Source organism: Solibacillus sp. FSL R7-0682, from assembly GCF_038005985.1.
In the GTDB taxonomy this organism is placed as follows: domain Bacteria; phylum Bacillota; class Bacilli; order Bacillales_A; family Planococcaceae; genus Solibacillus.
Window position 1 is genome coordinate 20,630 of sequence record NZ_JBBOUI010000001.1, and the last position, 16,871, is coordinate 37,500.

Here is a 16,871-nt window from a genome sequence, read left to right on the forward strand (position 1 = left end):
TAGGTGCTGTTTATTTATGCTTTCTTTGAAATCCCCCAGATTTGCATTAATTGGTGAATCTTCGTCGCAATTTCGGTAAGGGGAAGGTTCCCAAAGCCAAGTAGAAAAACACGTTCGGTCGTATTTTGTGGAGTTACAAAAAAATTTGATAATGGTAATATATAAATTTGATGCTTAAGAGCCAATTGTTGAAGTTCTGTCTCTGATTGTGCATGGGCAAAGGTAATTAAAATATTAGTACCCGCTGCATCTCCTGAAATTTGTATTTGAGGATAATATGTTGAAAAGATTTCAATGAGCTTATCATGTTTTTTACGGTAAATCTTCCGCATCCGATTTAAATGTTTTGAAAAATGACCGTCCTTCATAAAATTTGCTAAAATATGCTGCTCAAAGCGTGGTACGGTCGATGAATAGTAGTTAAAGTTTTCGCGATAACGCTTCACTAGCGATGGCGGTAATACAAAATAGGCAACACGTAAGGACGGCATTAATGACTTGGTAAAAGTGCTTAAATAAATGACACGGTCATGCTGATCTAACCCTTGTAGTGCTGGAATTGGTTTTCCAATATAACGAAACTCACTGTCATAATCATCTTCAATAATATAGCGGTTCGGTGCTTGTGCAGCCCACTTTAAAAGCTGAGTTCGCCTGTTCGCAGAAAGAACTGCACCAGTAGGAAATTGATGGGATGGTGTTACATAAACGATATTAGCATCTGTCCTTTGAAGCTGTTCCACAATCAATCCATCCGTATCGACAGCAATAGGAATTGCTATTTGCTTGAGCTGTGTTCTTGGAATCGGTGAATAACCAGGATTTTCGAGTGCAAGCTTTGCATGATCACCAAACAATTTTAAAATCATCGGTAAAAGCTGTTCTGTACCAGAGCCGATGACAATTTGTTCAGGGCTACATTGAATCCCTCTAGATTGGTGTAAGTAGTTTGCAATTTCAATACGAAGGGCAAGCTCTCCTTGACGTTCTCCCGTCTGTAATAAATGCTTAAAGGGCATATCGAGGACGTCCTTTGCATACTTTCGCCAAAGAGTAAATGGAAAGGCGTCTTCATCAATTTTGGCAGAGGAGAAATCAATTGCGTAGGAAGGTCTCTCACCTTTTACTTGCTGAAATTTAACGGATTGTTGTTTAGCATAAATAAGAGGTAGCTCATCAATTTCCTCTACAAAATATCCAACACGTGGTTTAGATGTAATATAACCTTCTGCAAGGAGTTGCGAATATGCAAGCTCGACGGTTGTTTGGCTTATCGTAAAAAACTCAGCCAATTCACGTTTTGAAGGAAGTCGTGCCCCAACTTCTAACTGCTTTGACGTAATGGCATTTTTAATACCGATGTAAAGCTGTTCATATAATGGGATTGTATTTTCCTTATGTAATTGAAAATAAAGCATAATAATTGCCTCCTTACTGACCACGTCAAATGATCATAATTTTTTAGAAATAACAATGTCATAAAAGTATAGCATGGTTGTCTTCTCTTATGAAACTTTTAGCGAGAACTTGCAAAAACAAACAGTATATAGTACAGTATGATTAAATTTATAAGGAATTCGATGATAGGAAGTAGTAGCAAGCACGTTTTTTTTAGAGAGTCAGCGGGTGGTGAAAGCTGGCAAAGACACTTGTGAATCCGTCCTTGAGATGCTAAGCTGAACATTATAGTAAGCTTAAGCCGGCTTACCAGAGTCGTTAAATGTGAAGTGGAATAGATTAATTTCTATTCAATTAGGGTGGCAACGCGGGTAGCTCTCGTCCCTTTCTAAGGGATTGAGGGCTTTTTTGTATTCATTTTGCTAATACATTAACGTATGAAAGTACTCCGGATCATCAATTTCATAATTTATAGGAGGAATGAACATGTTAGATATTAAACGCGTTCGTGATAATTTTGAAGAAGTAAAAAAAATGCTTCTTACACGTAATGAAGACCTAGGAAACTTAGATAATTTTGAAACACTGGATACAAAACGTCGAGAGTTAATCGCAAAAACAGAAGAACTAAAGGCAGAGCGTAACAAAGTATCTGAGCAAATTTCTGTTATGAAACGTAACAAGGAAGATGCTTCAGAAGTCATTGCTCGTATGCGTGAAGTAGGCGATGAAATTAAAACACTAGATGCAGAGTTAAATGCCATTGAAGAAGAGTTCAAGGATATGATGATGCGTTTACCAAACATTCCACACGAATCTGTTCCGGTTGGGATGGAAGAAGAGGATAACGTAGAAGAATACACTTGGGGGAATGTACCAAGCTTTGATTTTGAAACAAAAGCACATTGGGATATCGCGAAAGACTTAGATATCGTTGATTTTGAGCGCGGTGCAAAAGTTGCAGGAAGCCGTTTCTTATTCTACAAAGGTTTAGGAGCGCGTTTAGAACGGGCGTTAATTAGCTTCATGATGGATCTACATGCGGATCAACATGGTTATACTGAAATGATGCCACCACAAATCGTAAACCGTGATAGCTTAACAGGGACAGGTCAATTACCGAAGTTTGAAGAGGATGTATTCAAATTAGTCCGTGAAGAGGATGAAGTAGATTATTTCTTAATTCCAACAGCTGAAGTTCCGGTAACGAACTACTTCCGAGATGAAATTTTATCGGCAGATATGCTACCACAAGCTTTCACTGCATACAGTGCAAACTTCCGTTCAGAAGCAGGTTCTGCAGGACGTGATACGCGTGGTTTAATTCGTCAGCACCAATTCAACAAAGTAGAATTAGTACGCTTCGTTAAGCCAGAAGAGTCTTACGAGCAATTAGAGCTTTTAACAGGTCATGCTGAAAAAGTATTACAATTATTAAACTTACCTTACCGTAAGCTAAAAATGTGTACGGCTGACCTAGGTTTTACTGCTGCAAAAAAATACGATTTAGAAGTATGGATTCCAGCACAGGATATGTACCGTGAAATTTCTTCTTGTTCAAACTTTGAAGATTTCCAAGCGCGTCGTGCTAATATTCGTTTCCGTCGTGAAGCAAATGCCAAACCAGAATTTGTACACACACTAAATGGTTCAGGTTTAGCAATTGGTCGTACAGTAGCGGCAATCCTAGAAAACTTCCAACAAGCAGATGGTTCAGTCGTTGTACCAGAAGTATTACGCCCATATATGGGGGGCGTAGAAGTTATTTCTGCAAAATAATTAATGAAAGCATCAACTTGTCAATAAACAGGTTGATGTTTTTTTATAAGGAGCATACATATGGAAATTTTAAAGTTTGAAAATACCATTCCAAAAAGCTGGCTAGAAGGAATACAAGAAGTGCATCGCGCAGTATTTGATGGTGATTTATTAAAGGAAGAAAAACTCCAAAATCGCAATAACTTTTTGGCGATTTTAGCCATTGTCGATGGTAAAGTAGCGGCATTTAAATTTGGCTACGAGCAACCAGATGGGGCCTTTTACAGCTGGTTAGGAGGCGTACACCCAAATTATCAACGACTTGGTATCGCAGCAGCATGTATGAAGGCCCAGCATAACTGGTGTAGAGGAAAAGGATACAAATTAGTTCGTACATATGGGCGTAATGAAAAGAAAGCAATGCTAATTGTTAATTTAAAGGCAGGATTTAATATTATCAAAACCTTTGTTGATGACAAAGGGCGTCATAAAATTGTCTTTGAGAAAAATTTATTAGCCGATTAATCTAAATAAGTTGTAGTCTCTTTCGTTTACTCCAAAAGAAATATTTGTTATATTCTAGAAAATTAATGTATTTCCGATTGTTTTTATTATTAAACAGTAGAGGTGAACGCGTATGCATTTCCCGCAGGAAGTGGAAATTATTGAAGTTGGACCGCGAGATGGACTACAAAATGAAAAAAAATTCGTTCCGACGGATCAAAAAAAGAAATTAATAAGGCAGTTATATGAAGCAGGATTTCACCGTATTGAAACGGCATCTTTTGTACATCCAAAAGTGGTTCCTCAAATGGCTGATGCTAGTGAAATTACGGCATTTTGTAAAGAAATAGGTTTTACATTTATTGCATTGACACCGAATATAAAGGCGTTAGAGCGTGCTATTGATGCAAATGTCCCTCAAATTGCTGTGTTCGTAGGTGCCAGTGAAACATTTAATCAAAAAAATATTAATCGTTCCATTACGGAATCATTAGATGAGTGCAAATTGTTATTTAAGCGAGCAAAGGCGAATCAAATGTTTATTCGGGGATACGTTTCGATGTGTTTTAGCTGTCCTTACGAAGGAGAAGTCTCCTATGAGCAAGTGAAGCGTGTTGTCCAACATTTTGTAGCACATGGTGTCGACGAAATCTCAATAGGAGATACAAATGGGCAGGCGAATCCAAGAATAGTATATGAGCGTTTTCAAATGCTCAAACAAGACTTCCCTGAAATTGTGTTTGTTGGTCATTTTCATGATACAAACGGCTTTGCTTATGCCAATATTGTTGCGGCGATGCAAGCAGGGGTAACAAAGTTTGATAGTTCAATAGCTGGCCTAGGGGGTTGTCCTTTTTCACCAGGAGCTACAGGGAATGTGGCAACCGAAAAGGTTGTGGAGTTACTAGAAGCGATGCAGATTAAAACTAGCATTCAACAAGAACCATTGAAACATGTCGCCTCATTTGCAAGGCAACTCATAAAGTAGAGAAATCAACTTACAACAAAAAGGTAGCTGGAAGGGCATAACATTTGAGATTGCTAGTTCAGGTTATGCCCCATATTCAAAATCCGTAGTGTTAGTTTATTTTTCGCATAAAAGGTAGGTACAACAAGAGCCATAATACACAGATGACGACAGCGAGGCTTAGTAAATAGCCTGAAGCACCGAATAGTTCAAATAACCATTGTAATGGTGTATTGACAACAGGGCGATTCAAAAACATGAAGTTCGTTTTAAACTTTGCATTATACCAATAAATCGGAGGGACGATCAGAAGTAAAAATAAAATTGCTCGCCAAAGGTCTGTTAGTGTTGTTTCTACTTTCTTGGTTACAAGTAAAAGAAGTACAAATAATATAAGAAGTGCATGAAATAAAAAACTATGAATATGTAAGAAGCCAAAGATAGGATCTGTTGTCCATCCAGGGAATAGCAAAGCAATGGCTGCACCTGGTAGCGTTAAGGCATAGAGTAGTGTAGCCGTTGTTCGATTTGGAGAATAGGCATGCCAGCCAATAATAAAAATGCCTAAACCACATAAATGAAGTGGTGGACTCCAATAAGAATATTGATTCGTAAATAGTAAATAACATTGCTTGACGATTTCTAATAGGAGAAGCAGCCAAAAAATTAAACGTTGAAAATGCTGTTGATTTGTTATTGAAAAATTCCGATAAAAATATACTGAAATAATTAAAAGTAATCCTATTAAAACAAGCCAGGAAAGGTGAATGGAATCAAAAATAGAAAATCCGTTCATAGTAGCCTCCTTTTGTTATAGGTTTTGTATCACGTTTCCGATCAGTAATTTATCTGGAAAGAAGCAACGTGCGTACAAGACGCTTACTTTTTAAATCAACACATCCTGTACATCAAAATCTTCGCGGTTTGAAATTGCGGTTTATTGTTGCTTCCTTGCTAACTTTTCTGCTTTTTTTCGGTTGCGTAATGCACGGAAGAAATCTGTTAAAATTTGTCCGCATTGTTCTGCTAAAACACCTTCTGTTACTTCGCATTCATGATTAAAACGAGCATCATTTAATAAGCGGTACAGTGAATCTACACAGCCTGCTTTTAGATCACGGGCACCATAAACAACACGTGGGATACGAGATTGTAATATTGCGCCAGCGCACATTGGGCATGGCTCTAATGTGACATACAGGGTTGTTTCTTCTAAACGCCAGCTGCCAATTTTTTTGCAAGCTTCTTGAATAACCATACTTTCTGCATGCGTTAAAGCGTTTTGTGTTGTCTCACGTAAATTGTGTGCACGTGCAATAATTTCATCTTTGTATACGAGAACAGCCCCTATAGGTACTTCGCCGAGCATCGCTGCTTTTTCCGCTTCCACTAGCGCCTCCTGCATATAAAAATGATCTTTATTGATAGTTGTCATGATTCATCGCTCCTTATTGTTCAGTGTAGCATGATTCGAAATGTTTCCGCGACAGTTGAATAATTCGTGCTATTATGAAAGAAAAGTTTGAAGGGAAAAGGGTTGTATGAAATCATTTCAAACAATTGAGCAAGCAGAAACATATTTTATAGAGCTATATGAAGAGCTAGAGCAAGAATATGAACAAAAACAACAGACAATTGAAAAAAATGAGACGCAAATAAAAGAAACATTACATAAGCAATACGAGGAAAAAAGAAAAAGGCTTAATGCGCAAATAATACAAGATGAACAGGCTTTAAAAAACAATAGCGAACAAGCTATTCAGAAAATTAAAACATTATTTAAAAATAAGAAAGAAATTATATTGAAAAACTATAAACTAGAACAAAATAAAATAAGCGAGAGCTATCAAAAGCAGATAGAGGAGCTGTTGCGACAAAAGCTTGAGGCAGAACAGCTTCAGTTTCAAAAATACGTAGAGGTACAACATCAGTATAGCGTTAAAAGGTGTACAAGCGTTGAGTTAGTAGCAGAGCTTGAGGACTTAACAGATAATCTAAATCAGGCGATGATCGAAATACTTGAAAAATATGAGTCTTTGTTTGAGGCGGCAGAATTAACTCTAGAAGGTCATCTTGAAAATATTCACGAAACATATGAACAATCAATAGAAAAGCTAGAGGAAAGTGAGGAAGCGTCACAAAGCCAACTGGAAGATCAATTATTTGAAGCTCTTCAATATGGGAGAGAACAGTTGGAGGAGAAATTGGAGGCGTTACAAGTATCTTTTGTAGAAAAAGAACAGGATATTGAAGACTTGGCTAGGCAGCAAACCGAAAAGATAGAAGAGGCGTATGAAAAAGAACGCGTACGATTAGACGAGTTACAGGAGCATGCGTATGCTCAATTTGATGAATAGAAATTGGTAGAAAATGTTCTATACCATTTTCGTAAAAATGGAATTGTTTGTTTTGTTGTCCATTAACCGTTGTGATAAAATGAAAGGCACTGACTATAAAGAAAGAAAAAGAGAGAAGGAGGACTTCTAGTGTCTGTGCCATTTATAACAGTAGAAGGTCCAATTGGTGTAGGGAAGACCTCATTATCTAAGGTCGTTGCTGAAACATTTGACTATCATTTATTAAAAGAGATTGTAGATGAAAATCCATTTCTAGGTAAGTTCTATGAAAATATCGATGAGTGGAGCTTCCAAACGGAAATGTTTTTCCTGTGCAATCGTTATAAGCAATTAGCAGATATTCATCAAATTCTTGAAAAGCAAGGCCCTGTTGTAGCGGATTATCATATCTTCAAAAATTTAATTTTCGCTAAGCGCACATTACAGCCTTCTGAATATGAGAAATATGAGGCAATCTATAAAATATTAACAGCAGACATGCCTAAGCCAAATATGGTTGTTTACTTACATGCTAGTATCGACATGCTTATGAAGCGAATTGCTATGCGTGGACGTGAATTTGAAAAAAATATAACACGTGAATATATGGAGCAGCTTGCGAGTGACTACCATGAATTTATCGGCCATTTTGAAAAAATGCATCCTGAAATTCCTGTCATCCAGCTAAATGGGGATGAGTTGGATTTTGTGAAAAATGAAGAAGATTTGCAGTATGTTTTAAAAGTAATAGAGGAAAAGTTACAACAAAGGAGTTTGCATCAATAATGAATTTAAGAGAGAAATACAATATTTCTGCCAATACAGTGATTACGATTGCAGGAACAGTCGGTGTAGGGAAATCGACGATGACAAAGGCATTGTCGGAAGCTTTAAATTTCCGTACGTCATATGAAAAGGTTGATACAAACCCTTATTTAGATAAATTTTATGATGACTTTGATAAATGGAGCTTCCATTTACAAATTTATTTTTTAGCTGAGCGCTTTAAAGAACAAAAACGTATTTTTGAATATGGGGGCGGTTTTATTCAAGACCGATCTATTTATGAAGATACAGGTATTTTTGCAAAAATGCATTACGATAAAGGGACAATGACACCGACTGATTACGAGACTTATAAAAATTTATTTGATGCAATGGTAATGACACCTTACTTCCCACATCCTAACTTACTCGTCTATTTAGAAGGCCCGATTGATGATGTGATTGGTCGGATCCAAGAGCGCGGACGTGAAATGGAACAACAAACACCACATACGTACTGGCAAGAAATGCATGGTCGCTATGAGGAATGGATTAATAACTTTAATGCATGCCCAGTGCTTCGCATTGATATTAATGACTATGATTTAATGAAAAATCCAGAGCAAGTAGAGGATATTGTAGCACGTATTGCACATATGTTAGAGCAAACAAGTCATTTACGTAAATAAAAATGAAGGACTTATTCTGTAAAATTTGTTACAGGATAAGTCCTTTTTAATTAATTAGCATCACAACGAAAACAGGAAGCATCACAAGAAAGAGTAAGAAAAAGCTCCATAATAGTTGTTTGGCAGTAGACATGTTTTTCGGTTTGATTGTCAATGTTTCATACAGTTCATTAATCGCTCGCTGTTCTTTTTCATAAAGCATTTGTTGAAAAGAGGAATAGTCTTCAATATAAGAGGCAGGATTGTCATGATGGAAACGAATTGCACGTATGTCATCAGTGACATCATTGTCGTTATACATATAGGATATTGTTGGTGCTATGCCGCCTGTTAAACGGGCAACAACCTCAATATCGAATGTCGCCATCTGGTAAGTCGTATTTCCATCTTCTTCGATAATTATTTTAATAAGTGGATTATTCATTCATTTGACCCTCCTTTAATTATTAGTAGTATTCCCATAACGAATGATTTGTAACATTTTTCTGAAAATTATTGCGAGAAAAAAGTTGAATCGATTATGCTTAAAATGAGGCAAGATTTCACAACTTGTATCAGTATAAGTCAAGGGGGATGAAATTATGACAATCATTACAGTGGAAAAGCGTTTATTAGCGCTTCCAACAACTGCTATTTCAGATGCAACAGGGGGGCATACAAATGTTGCATCGTCGATTAAACCATTAGCGGATCATTTTAAAATTGCAGGACGAGCCTTAACGGTACGCTTACCAGATGGAGAAAATGGAGCCGTATTAGAAGCGATTAGTAAAGCCAGTAAAGGAGATATTTTAGTAATCGATTGTAAAAGCAATACGAATCGTGCTGTAGCAGGTGATTTTGTAATGCAATTAGCACAAGGCGTCGGTGTGCAAGGGTTTGTAGTTGATGGAGTGATCCGGGATTTAGCGGCAGCAAGGGAAATTGATTTTCCTGTCTTCGCTTTAGGAACAACAGTGGCTGCTGGTAATAAGCATGGTGGTGGAGCAGTTGGGGTACCAGTATCTGTTGGTGGTGTTGTAGTGGAGCAAGGAGATTATATTATCGGCGATATTGATGGTGTCATTGTCGTACCGCAAAGGCAAATTGAAGCAGTCATCGAAGCAGCAGAGGCGAAAGTGGCAAAGGACGAGGTGCGTGAGCAGGAAGCGTTACATAATGGGGAAGCGTCTATTCGTGCTTATTTAGCAAAGGTCGTTAAATAAAAAACTCCGAGCATTTTATAAAGTGCTCGGAGTGTTCCCATTTTTATTTTAAGTTAGCTGCTTGATACTCAGCAAATTGCTCGCTGTCGAAACGTTTTTCCCATTTTGCCATAACAAGTGCTGCTAACGTGTTACCTACTACGTTTACAGCTGTACGAGCCATATCTAGGATACGGTCAATACCAGCAATGAATGCTAAACCTTCAAGTGGAATACCAACAGAACCTAATGTTGCAAGTAATACAACGAATGATACCCCTGGAACACCAGCAATACCTTTAGATGTTACCATTAACACTAGCATTAATGTAATTTGTTCCATTATTGTAAGGTCAATACCGTACATTTGTGCAATGAAGATGGCTGCAATTGCTTGGTAAAGCGTTGAACCATCAAGGTTGAATGAGTAACCTGTTGGAATAACGAAAGAAACGATATCTTTAGGAGCACCCATTTTTTCAGTTTTTAACATGATACGAGGTAATACTGTCTCTGACGATGACGTAGAGTATGCTAGTAATAGCTCGTCTTTAATCATGCGAATTAATTTAAAGATATTAAAGCCAAACAGTTTTGCTGTTAATCCTAATACAACAAGTACAAAGAAAATCATCGCTGCATATACTAAAATCGCCAATTTACCTAATGGAATTAGTGATGCAATTCCAAATTTGGAAACGGTTACACCAATTAGGGCAAATACCCCTACTGGAGCGAATTTCATAACTAAGTTCGTCACCCAGAACATCGCGTCTGCGGTTCCTTGGAAGAATGCTAATACAGGCTTACCACGATCTCCAATGGCTGCAACACCTAAACCGAAAATTACAGAGAAGAAGATAATCGCAAGCATATCACCTTCAGCCATTGCATTTATAACGTTTTTAGGAACGATGTCAACAATGATTTGGAATGTGCTCTTTGATTCTTCCTGTTCAGTTGTTTCTACATATTTAGAAATATCTGACTGCTCTAGCTGGGTCATATCGATGCCAGCACCCGGTTGGAAGAGATTTGCTGCTAATAAACCAACAACAATTGCAATTGTTGTAATTACTTCGAAATAAATAAGTGTCTTACCGCCAAGACGACCTAATTGCTTCATATCACCAGTTCCAGCAACACCAACAATTAATGTCGAAATAATAATCGGTACTACAATCATCTTAATTAAGTTTAAGAAAATGTCCCCTAGTGGTTGTAGGTAAGTTTGTACGTTTGAGTTCCCGTAGAACACAGCACCTACAATAATACCTAGAACAAGACCGATTAAAATCTGAGCAGCTAAACTAATTTTAAACTTTTTCAAAATATAGTTCCCCCTAAAAATAAATTGATTTAGGACTAGCCTAAAATTAATTTTAGTAGAGGGTTACAGAATCCGACAAAATCCGACTAATCTACCTTACTAATAATTTCTGAATATAAGACTTGAATGAATTTTTTAATATTTACCTTCGCTTTTCGTTGGTCATTATTTTCGATTTGTTGCATTAAATATCGAATATCCGTAAGGTCAAAATAACGCGGTGTGTAGTATTCAAATTCAGAATTCGTATAGTCAACTATACCAAGGTTCGCTAAATTAATCATGGCTGCTAATATTGTACGTCGAACACGCTGTTCAATCGCTTTACTTTCCTTCAAAATATCATCAGGTGTATTTTTTGTAAGCATCGCCACTTTTTCATAAATTTCTTTTAGTGGAGGAAGCGGCGCAATTTTATGTCTTTCAATTAGTAATTGTTCAATAATTTTAATAATATCTTCACTACCAATCTCCGCCACAATCCCCATATCATTTAAAATGGATTGGATATGCTCCCGAGTAGTCTTTTTTGTATGCTTTACTTCAGGGATTTCGAAGTTCGTTAAAGATTGACGAATCGCTTGTAAAGAATTTTTTAATCGGTGTTGCTCGGCTGTTCGACGTAGTACCATTTGTACTTCCACATAATTAATTGGTTTATGGATAAAAAATTCAATCCCTTTTGAATAACTCTCAGCGACCATCTCTTTATTAACGACTTGGGAAATCATTATAAAGCTTCCCTCAAAACCGTTTTGACGTAAATGTTCAATTGTTTCAATCCCATCTAAATTTGGCATTAACAAATCGATTAAAACAAATTCAGGTTGCATCATAATAATTTGCGGAATAGCGTCAACTCCATTTTTTGCTTCACCAATTACAGAGCCAAGTTCACTATCATTAATAATGTTTGAAAGCATGACACGACTTGCGCGGTCGTCGTCTACGATAAAATAGCGCATTAAGTTTCCTCCTTTAATCGATTTGTAGGGAGTTGTACGGTAAAGTATGTTGTTTTATCACTCGTTACAGACAACATTCCTTGTAAGTTTTCAACAATTGTTTTCGTGTGAGAGAGTCCGATGCCCGTAGAAGCATGTCCTTGCTCACTAAATTTAGATGTATAGCCAACATCAAAAATGATTGGTAAGAGTGAAGCTTCTATTCCAACACCATTATCTTCAACAATAAAAACAGTCATATCTTGTTGAATTACTACACTTAACGTAACGAATCCGGATTGTGGGATTGCTTCAACAGCATTTGCCATTAAATTATTTAATATTGCTAACAATGCAATATGCTCTTTTGTATGGAAGTCATCAGGGCAAATTAGTGTAAACTGTATTGATTTATTTAAATGTTTTGCGTAATTTTCATTTGCTTCAACGATGTAACTGAGCAGATCTGACAATAAAAAGCTTTGTTTATATTCAGAGCTTGTTATTTTGGATAACCCAGCATAAATGCGCTCATGATCTTTTTTAATTTCGTGAATTTCCTGAGCAATTGTTAAAGCCTCTTTACTCAGCTCAGGATGAGAGGGTTTTAATTTTTTATACAATTGATAGCTATAGGCCGTTAACTGTTCAATTTGCTCCATCGATTTTTGCAAATACAGTGCCTCAACATATAGCTCTGAGTGAATTGTTATTAATTGTTGTACCTGCTTTTTTTGCTCAGAAAGAGTAATAATACTGTAAAGACCAACAACAAAGAAGCTCCGTAAAAGACCTACCACAACGAACAATAAAAAGGAATCGATTGTTTCAAGTTGAGGTAATAATAATAGTCCAGTCGCAATATGCTCCATCGTATTTGCAATGACTTCAAATGCTGTCGCGCAAAAGCCGAGAATGAAAGGGCGTTGCTTTACTTCTTCTAAAGAAATGAAATGAAAACATAGAGCAAAAACAATGTAAAAGAGCCCTGCTGGTAAATGCTCAATTAATTGTGCTATAAAAGCATCATTATAAAGAAGCACATCAAGTAGTGATCTCCAAAGAATAACCGTACTTGCAGTAATCAAACCTGTAAAAAAAATTGGCAAGGGTCTGATTAATAGGGCGAAAAAGAAAATGATACTACCTAGCCCAAAACGAAAAGGAATATTTTCAAAAGGCATAATTTTCACTTCGCTACCAATCGCAGTTAAAAGTGCAATAACTAGCATAACAAATACCATTTTTGTTGCTTTTGTTCGAGAATGTGTAGTTTCCACGAGTAATACCACCTTGTTAATAGTTCTAGATTAACTTTATGAATAGGTGCCTTTATAGTGTTTAATATTTACTGAGTAATTAATTGTACAAGAAAAGTAATGGATAATACAAAAAAGTACTATTTCAACTTAATTAGAAATAGTACTTTTTGCAGTTAATTATGTATAAAAAAATCCGTTACATCTTTGTAACGGTTTACTTTAAAAATGGAGGAGGTAGAGGGATTCGAACCCCCGCGCGGTGTTACCCGCCTGTCGGTTTTCAAGACCGATCCCTTCAGCCAGACTTGGGTATACCTCCAAAATATGAATGTCCTTATTTCGACATAAATTAATTTATCATGAAATGATGTTCTCGTCAATAAACTTTTTGAAAAATTTTTGACGAAATGAGCGATTTGTTTTTTATCCAATAAAAAATATAGGGACATTTCATTGCAATTTTAACAACTGCTTAGTATACTAAGTATTGCCGTGCTAGATGGGGAGGTAGCGGTGCCCTGTAACTTGCAATCCGCTCTAGCAAGATTGAATTCCTTTTCTGAGGCTGTCCGTATTGTTTGGTCTGCCTTTTGCACGTAGTGTTGACGGTTGGGTCCTGCGCAATGGGCACCCATGAACCATGTCAGGTCCGGAAGGAAGCAGCATTAAGTGGTCCCGCCCATGTGCCGCGGGGTAGCCTAACCTGAGCTGGCGACAGAAGTAACGCTTATGTGCGGCAGTCGAAGAAAGGTGCACGGTATTAACTTGTTTATTCAAACGCATTCATCATCATTGATGGATGCGTTTTTTTGTTGTTTCACGAAATAAGAAACTTCAATAATAAAAGTGTTTCTTATTACTTTATGCTATACTGTAGCTATTGAAATTTATTGAAGGAAAGGAGAGGGAAAGGTTGACATATCAAGCATTTTATCGTGTATACAGACCACAGTCATTCCGTGAAATGTCAGGTCAAACACATGTAAAAAGAACCCTTCAAAATGCTCTCCTCGCTAGTAAAACGACACATGCATACTTATTCTCTGGACCACGCGGCACTGGTAAAACAAGTACAGCGAAAATATTTGCAAAAGCACTTAATTGTGAAAAGGCGCCGGCTAGTGAACCATGTAACGAATGTGCGACATGTGTAAGTATTACGGAAGGCTCCCATACAGATGTTATTGAATTCGATGCTGCCTCAAACTCAAGAGTAGAGGAAATGCGCGACATTATTGAAAAAGTGCGTTTCGCACCAGCTGACGCGCGTTTTAAAGTGTATATTATAGATGAAGTGCATATGCTTTCCACAAGTGCATTTAATGCATTATTAAAAACATTAGAAGAACCACCAGAACATGCAGTATTTATTTTAGCGACAACGGAGCCTCATAAGCTTCCAGCAACAATCATTTCTCGTTGTCAGCGTTTTGATTTTAAACGACTTTCTTCTATAGATATTGTAGAGCGCATGAAGGTAGTATTAGAGGATATTCAAATGGGCTATGACGAGCAAGCTTTAAAGGTGATTGCTCAAGCAGCTGCTGGTGGTATGCGTGACGCACTAAGTTTACTTGACCAAGTTGTGTCATTTAGCAACGACACGGTGCAACTAGGGGACGTACTCCTTGTAACTGGATCAGTAAGCCAAGATGCATTTTACGATATTACGCAAGCTTTAAAGGAAAAAGATGTTGCGAATGTTCTCGGCATCGTTGAAAATTTAATCGCAGACGGGAAAGAGCCTCTGCGTTTAACAGAAGATTTTATTACATTTTTCCGTGACTTATTATTAATTCAAACAGATAATACATTAGAAGAACTACTAGAATTTATCTCGCCAGATGAAAAGTATGTGCAATTAGCGAAAGAATATGATGCAGATACACTATATGGTTATATTGATATTTTAGCGAAAACTCAGCAGGAAATGCGCTTTTCTCATCATACGAAAATTTATTTGGAAACGGCCCTTTTAAAAATGGCACAAGTAAAAGGTAATCATCAAGTGGCTGTGGGCATTGACCCAGAGTTGGAGGGGAAAGTGAGCTCGTTAGAAAACCGTCTAGGACAGCTCATGCAGCAATTTCAAAATGGTGGTGCACAGAACCAGCAAGTGCAAGAACAGCCTCGCCAACGTGTTCGACCTGCAGGAAACCAGTACAATGCGCCAACAGGACGAATTCAAGAAGTGTTAAAATCTGCAACAAAATCAGATTTACAAAAGGTGAAATCAGTTTGGGCACTGGGATTAGCAAACTTGCAAAAATCACAATCAGCACTTTTAGCTGATGCAGAGCCTGTTGCGGCAAACTCGAGTGCTTTTGTGGTAAAATTCAAGTATGATATACATTGTCAAATGGTAGCAGATAACAATGCCCTTATTTCAATATTTACACAGCGTATCGCTTCCGAATTAGGAATTCAGTATGAGCTACTTTGTATACCAGAGCCGGCTTGGATGAAATTGCGTGAAAGCTTTATTAAAGAAAACGGTTTGGATCAAAAAAAGCAAGACGCTAGTGATTCAGACGATTTATTAAGTGAGCCTTCATTTATGGAAGAAGCGCAAATGGCGGAAGCATTAGATCCACTAGTGGTTGAAGCTGAAAATCGATTTGGAAAAGACTTTGTTGATGTTGTCGAAGAATAATTTTTAAGTTTAAGGAGGAAACAACAATGCGTGGTATGGGTAATATGCAAGGCATGATGAAAAAAATGCAAAAAATGCAAAAAGAAATGATGGAAGCACAGGAAGCGTTAAACGCACAACTATTTGAAGGTACTGCTGGTGGCGGTATGGTGAAAGTTGTGATGAACGGTCAACGTCAAATGCTAGAAGTTAACTTAGATGAGTCTGTAGTAGACCCAGAAGATATTGAAATGTTACAAGACTTAATTGTAATCGCAACAAATGATGCACTTAAAAAAGTAGAAGAAACTACAAATTCAACAATGGGTAAATTCACACAAGGAATGAACCTTCCTTTCTAATTGGAATAGCTCGTTAGTGTAAGCACATCTCAAATTTTGGGGTGTGCCTTTTTAAAGGAGGGAACATATGCACTATCCAGAACCGATCTCAAGATTAATTGATAGCTTTATGAAATTACCTGGCATTGGACCGAAAACGGCAGCTCGATTAGCATTTCATGTATTAACTATGAAAGAAGATACCGTATCTACGTTTGCCAAAGCACTCATTGATGCAAAGCGAAATTTATTATACTGCTCACAATGTGGCCATATTACGGATATTGATCCATGTCATATTTGTTCAGACAAACAGCGCGATGTTTCAACAATTTGCGTTGTCCAAGACCCAAAAGATGTTATTGCTATGGAAAAAATGCGTGATTATCAAGGATTATATCATGTATTGCATGGGGCTATTTCTCCGATGGATGGTGTAGGACCTGAAGATATCAATGTCGCGTCATTATTAACACGTTTACATGATGAGCGCGTGCAAGAGTTAATATTAGCCACAAACCCTACTATTGAAGGAGAAGCAACCGCGATGTATATTTCAAGACTCGTAAAACCATCGGGAATTCGAACAACACGTATTGCACATGGCTTACCTGTCGGAGGGGATTTAGAATATGCCGATGAGGTTACGCTATCAAAAGCACTAGAAGGACGCCGTGAATTATAAAGTGAGGGAACAATTATGCTATTTTCTCGCAAAGGGAAATTAAAAAAAGAATTCGATGAAAAATTAGTTTCTTCTA

General features: G+C 37.3%; 18 protein-coding genes, 1 tRNA gene, 1 other RNA gene and 1 other annotated feature (1 of these 21 cut by a window edge). Of the genes, 12 read left to right on the forward strand and 8 right to left on the reverse strand.

The features are described from left to right. Positions 1–14: 14 nt before the first annotated feature. Positions 15–1,418, reverse strand: coding sequence for a MocR-like pyridoxine biosynthesis transcription factor PdxR (gene pdxR / locus MKZ17_RS00070; RefSeq protein WP_340721812.1), 1,404 nt, complete (start codon positions 1,416–1,418; stop codon positions 15–17). Between the two features lie 153 nt (positions 1,419–1,571). Then, positions 1,572–1,787: a binding site (T-box leader), on the forward strand. Between the two features lie 97 nt (positions 1,788–1,884). Here pdxR and serS point away from each other — a divergent pair. The 3 genes from serS (at position 1,885) to MKZ17_RS00085 (ending at position 4,648) form a co-directional block, all read left to right on the forward strand. Then, positions 1,885–3,177, forward strand: a complete 1,293-nt coding sequence (gene serS / locus MKZ17_RS00075) for a serine--tRNA ligase (RefSeq protein ID WP_340721813.1) — start codon at positions 1,885–1,887, stop codon at positions 3,175–3,177. Between the two features lie 60 nt (positions 3,178–3,237). Then, entirely contained in the window at positions 3,238–3,681 is a 444-nt protein-coding gene (locus MKZ17_RS00080; RefSeq protein ID WP_340721814.1) for a GNAT family N-acetyltransferase, read from the forward strand. A gap of 112 nt (positions 3,682–3,793) precedes the next feature. Then, positions 3,794–4,648, forward strand: a complete 855-nt coding sequence (locus tag MKZ17_RS00085) for a hydroxymethylglutaryl-CoA lyase (protein WP_340721815.1) — start codon at positions 3,794–3,796, stop codon at positions 4,646–4,648. A gap of 91 nt (positions 4,649–4,739) precedes the next feature. Here the strand turns inward: MKZ17_RS00085 and MKZ17_RS00090 are convergent, their stop codons facing one another. Next, entirely contained in the window at positions 4,740–5,423 is a 684-nt protein-coding gene (locus MKZ17_RS00090) for a YwaF family protein (RefSeq protein ID WP_340721816.1), read from the reverse strand. Between the two features lie 141 nt (positions 5,424–5,564). Then, complete coding sequence (gene tadA, locus MKZ17_RS00095) at positions 5,565–6,062, reverse strand: tRNA adenosine(34) deaminase TadA (protein ID WP_340721817.1); 498 nt, start codon at positions 6,060–6,062, stop codon at positions 5,565–5,567. 106 nt (positions 6,063–6,168) lie between these two features. Here tadA and MKZ17_RS00100 point away from each other — a divergent pair, with 106 nt between their 5' ends. From MKZ17_RS00100 to MKZ17_RS00110, 3 genes are all read left to right on the forward strand, one after another. Beyond that, complete coding sequence (locus MKZ17_RS00100) at positions 6,169–6,984, forward strand: hypothetical protein (protein ID WP_340721818.1); 816 nt, start codon at positions 6,169–6,171, stop codon at positions 6,982–6,984. 129 nt (positions 6,985–7,113) lie between these two features. Then, positions 7,114–7,749 (forward strand): deoxynucleoside kinase, encoded by a 636-nt coding sequence (locus tag MKZ17_RS00105; RefSeq protein WP_340721819.1) that lies wholly within the window; start codon positions 7,114–7,116, stop codon positions 7,747–7,749. Continuing rightward, a complete protein-coding gene (locus tag MKZ17_RS00110; protein ID WP_340721820.1) occupies positions 7,749–8,417 on the forward strand; it encodes a deoxynucleoside kinase in 669 nt (222 codons plus the stop codon). The genes MKZ17_RS00105 and MKZ17_RS00110 overlap by 1 nt, the downstream gene beginning before the upstream one ends. A gap of 46 nt (positions 8,418–8,463) precedes the next feature. On the opposite strand, the gene MKZ17_RS00115 is transcribed toward MKZ17_RS00110, so the two are convergent. Next, entirely contained in the window at positions 8,464–8,841 is a 378-nt protein-coding gene (locus MKZ17_RS00115; protein ID WP_340721821.1) for a sodium:proton antiporter, read from the reverse strand. 157 nt (positions 8,842–8,998) lie between these two features. Between MKZ17_RS00115 and MKZ17_RS00120 the strand changes: the two genes are divergently transcribed. Further along, a complete protein-coding gene (locus tag MKZ17_RS00120) occupies positions 8,999–9,622 on the forward strand; it encodes an RraA family protein (protein WP_340721822.1) in 624 nt (207 codons plus the stop codon). 43 nt (positions 9,623–9,665) lie between these two features. Here the strand turns inward: MKZ17_RS00120 and MKZ17_RS00125 are convergent, their stop codons facing one another. From MKZ17_RS00125 to MKZ17_RS00140, 4 genes are all read right to left on the reverse strand, one after another. Next, entirely contained in the window at positions 9,666–10,934 is a 1,269-nt protein-coding gene (locus tag MKZ17_RS00125; RefSeq protein ID WP_340725477.1) for a cation:dicarboxylate symporter family transporter, read from the reverse strand. An 83-nt stretch (positions 10,935–11,017) separates the two neighbouring features. After that, entirely contained in the window at positions 11,018–11,896 is an 879-nt protein-coding gene (locus tag MKZ17_RS00130; RefSeq protein WP_340721823.1) for a response regulator, read from the reverse strand. After that, positions 11,896–13,155, reverse strand: a complete 1,260-nt coding sequence (locus MKZ17_RS00135) for an ATP-binding protein (protein WP_340721824.1) — start codon at positions 13,153–13,155, stop codon at positions 11,896–11,898. Before MKZ17_RS00135 ends, MKZ17_RS00130 begins: the two co-directional genes overlap by 1 nt. A 208-nt stretch (positions 13,156–13,363) precedes the next feature. Then, positions 13,364–13,456, reverse strand: a tRNA-Ser gene (locus MKZ17_RS00140). 171 nt (positions 13,457–13,627) lie between these two features. Here MKZ17_RS00140 and ffs point away from each other — a divergent pair. The 5 genes from ffs to MKZ17_RS00165 form a co-directional block, all read left to right on the forward strand. Then, positions 13,628–13,895, forward strand: an RNA gene (gene ffs / locus MKZ17_RS00145) — signal recognition particle sRNA large type. A gap of 155 nt (positions 13,896–14,050) precedes the next feature. Then, the gene (gene dnaX / locus MKZ17_RS00150) at positions 14,051–15,790 is read left to right on the forward strand and encodes a DNA polymerase III subunit gamma/tau (protein WP_340721825.1); all 1,740 of its coding nucleotides are present in this window, start codon (positions 14,051–14,053) and stop codon (positions 15,788–15,790) included. Between the two features lie 26 nt (positions 15,791–15,816). Then, positions 15,817–16,131: a YbaB/EbfC family nucleoid-associated protein gene (locus MKZ17_RS00155; RefSeq protein WP_340721826.1), complete on the forward strand. Its 315-nt coding sequence runs from the start codon at positions 15,817–15,819 to the stop codon at positions 16,129–16,131. Between the two features lie 67 nt (positions 16,132–16,198). Further along, positions 16,199–16,795, forward strand: a complete 597-nt coding sequence (gene recR, locus MKZ17_RS00160; RefSeq protein ID WP_340721827.1) for a recombination mediator RecR — start codon at positions 16,199–16,201, stop codon at positions 16,793–16,795. Between the two features lie 15 nt (positions 16,796–16,810). Further along, on the forward strand, positions 16,811–16,871 hold the start of the coding sequence (locus MKZ17_RS00165) for a YaaL family protein (protein WP_340721828.1). The gene runs 155 nt beyond the window's last position; 61 of the gene's 216 nt are visible here — the first part of the coding sequence; it begins with the start codon at positions 16,811–16,813; its stop codon lies off the right edge, out of view.

Excerpts from the sequence above, each read along its gene's own strand:
- pdxR (WP_340721812.1), bottom strand. The coding sequence starts at position 1,418 with ATGCTTTATTTTCAATTACATAAGGAAAATACAATCCCATTATATGAA.
- serS (WP_340721813.1), top strand. The coding sequence starts at position 1,885 with ATGTTAGATATTAAACGCGTTCGTGATAATTTTGAAGAAGTAAAAAAA.
- MKZ17_RS00080 (WP_340721814.1), top strand. The coding sequence starts at position 3,238 with ATGGAAATTTTAAAGTTTGAAAATACCATTCCAAAAAGCTGGCTAGAA.
- MKZ17_RS00085 (WP_340721815.1), top strand. The coding sequence starts at position 3,794 with ATGCATTTCCCGCAGGAAGTGGAAATTATTGAAGTTGGACCGCGAGAT.
- MKZ17_RS00090 (WP_340721816.1), bottom strand. The coding sequence starts at position 5,423 with ATGAACGGATTTTCTATTTTTGATTCCATTCACCTTTCCTGGCTTGTT.
- tadA (WP_340721817.1), bottom strand. The coding sequence starts at position 6,062 with ATGACAACTATCAATAAAGATCATTTTTATATGCAGGAGGCGCTAGTG.
- MKZ17_RS00100 (WP_340721818.1), top strand. The coding sequence starts at position 6,169 with ATGAAATCATTTCAAACAATTGAGCAAGCAGAAACATATTTTATAGAG.
- MKZ17_RS00110 (WP_340721820.1), top strand. The coding sequence starts at position 7,749 with ATGAATTTAAGAGAGAAATACAATATTTCTGCCAATACAGTGATTACG.
- MKZ17_RS00115 (WP_340721821.1), bottom strand. The coding sequence starts at position 8,841 with ATGAATAATCCACTTATTAAAATAATTATCGAAGAAGATGGAAATACG.
- MKZ17_RS00120 (WP_340721822.1), top strand. The coding sequence starts at position 8,999 with ATGACAATCATTACAGTGGAAAAGCGTTTATTAGCGCTTCCAACAACT.
- MKZ17_RS00130 (WP_340721823.1), bottom strand. The coding sequence starts at position 11,896 with ATGCGCTATTTTATCGTAGACGACGACCGCGCAAGTCGTGTCATGCTT.
- MKZ17_RS00155 (WP_340721826.1), top strand. The coding sequence starts at position 15,817 with ATGCGTGGTATGGGTAATATGCAAGGCATGATGAAAAAAATGCAAAAA.
- recR (WP_340721827.1), top strand. The coding sequence starts at position 16,199 with ATGCACTATCCAGAACCGATCTCAAGATTAATTGATAGCTTTATGAAA.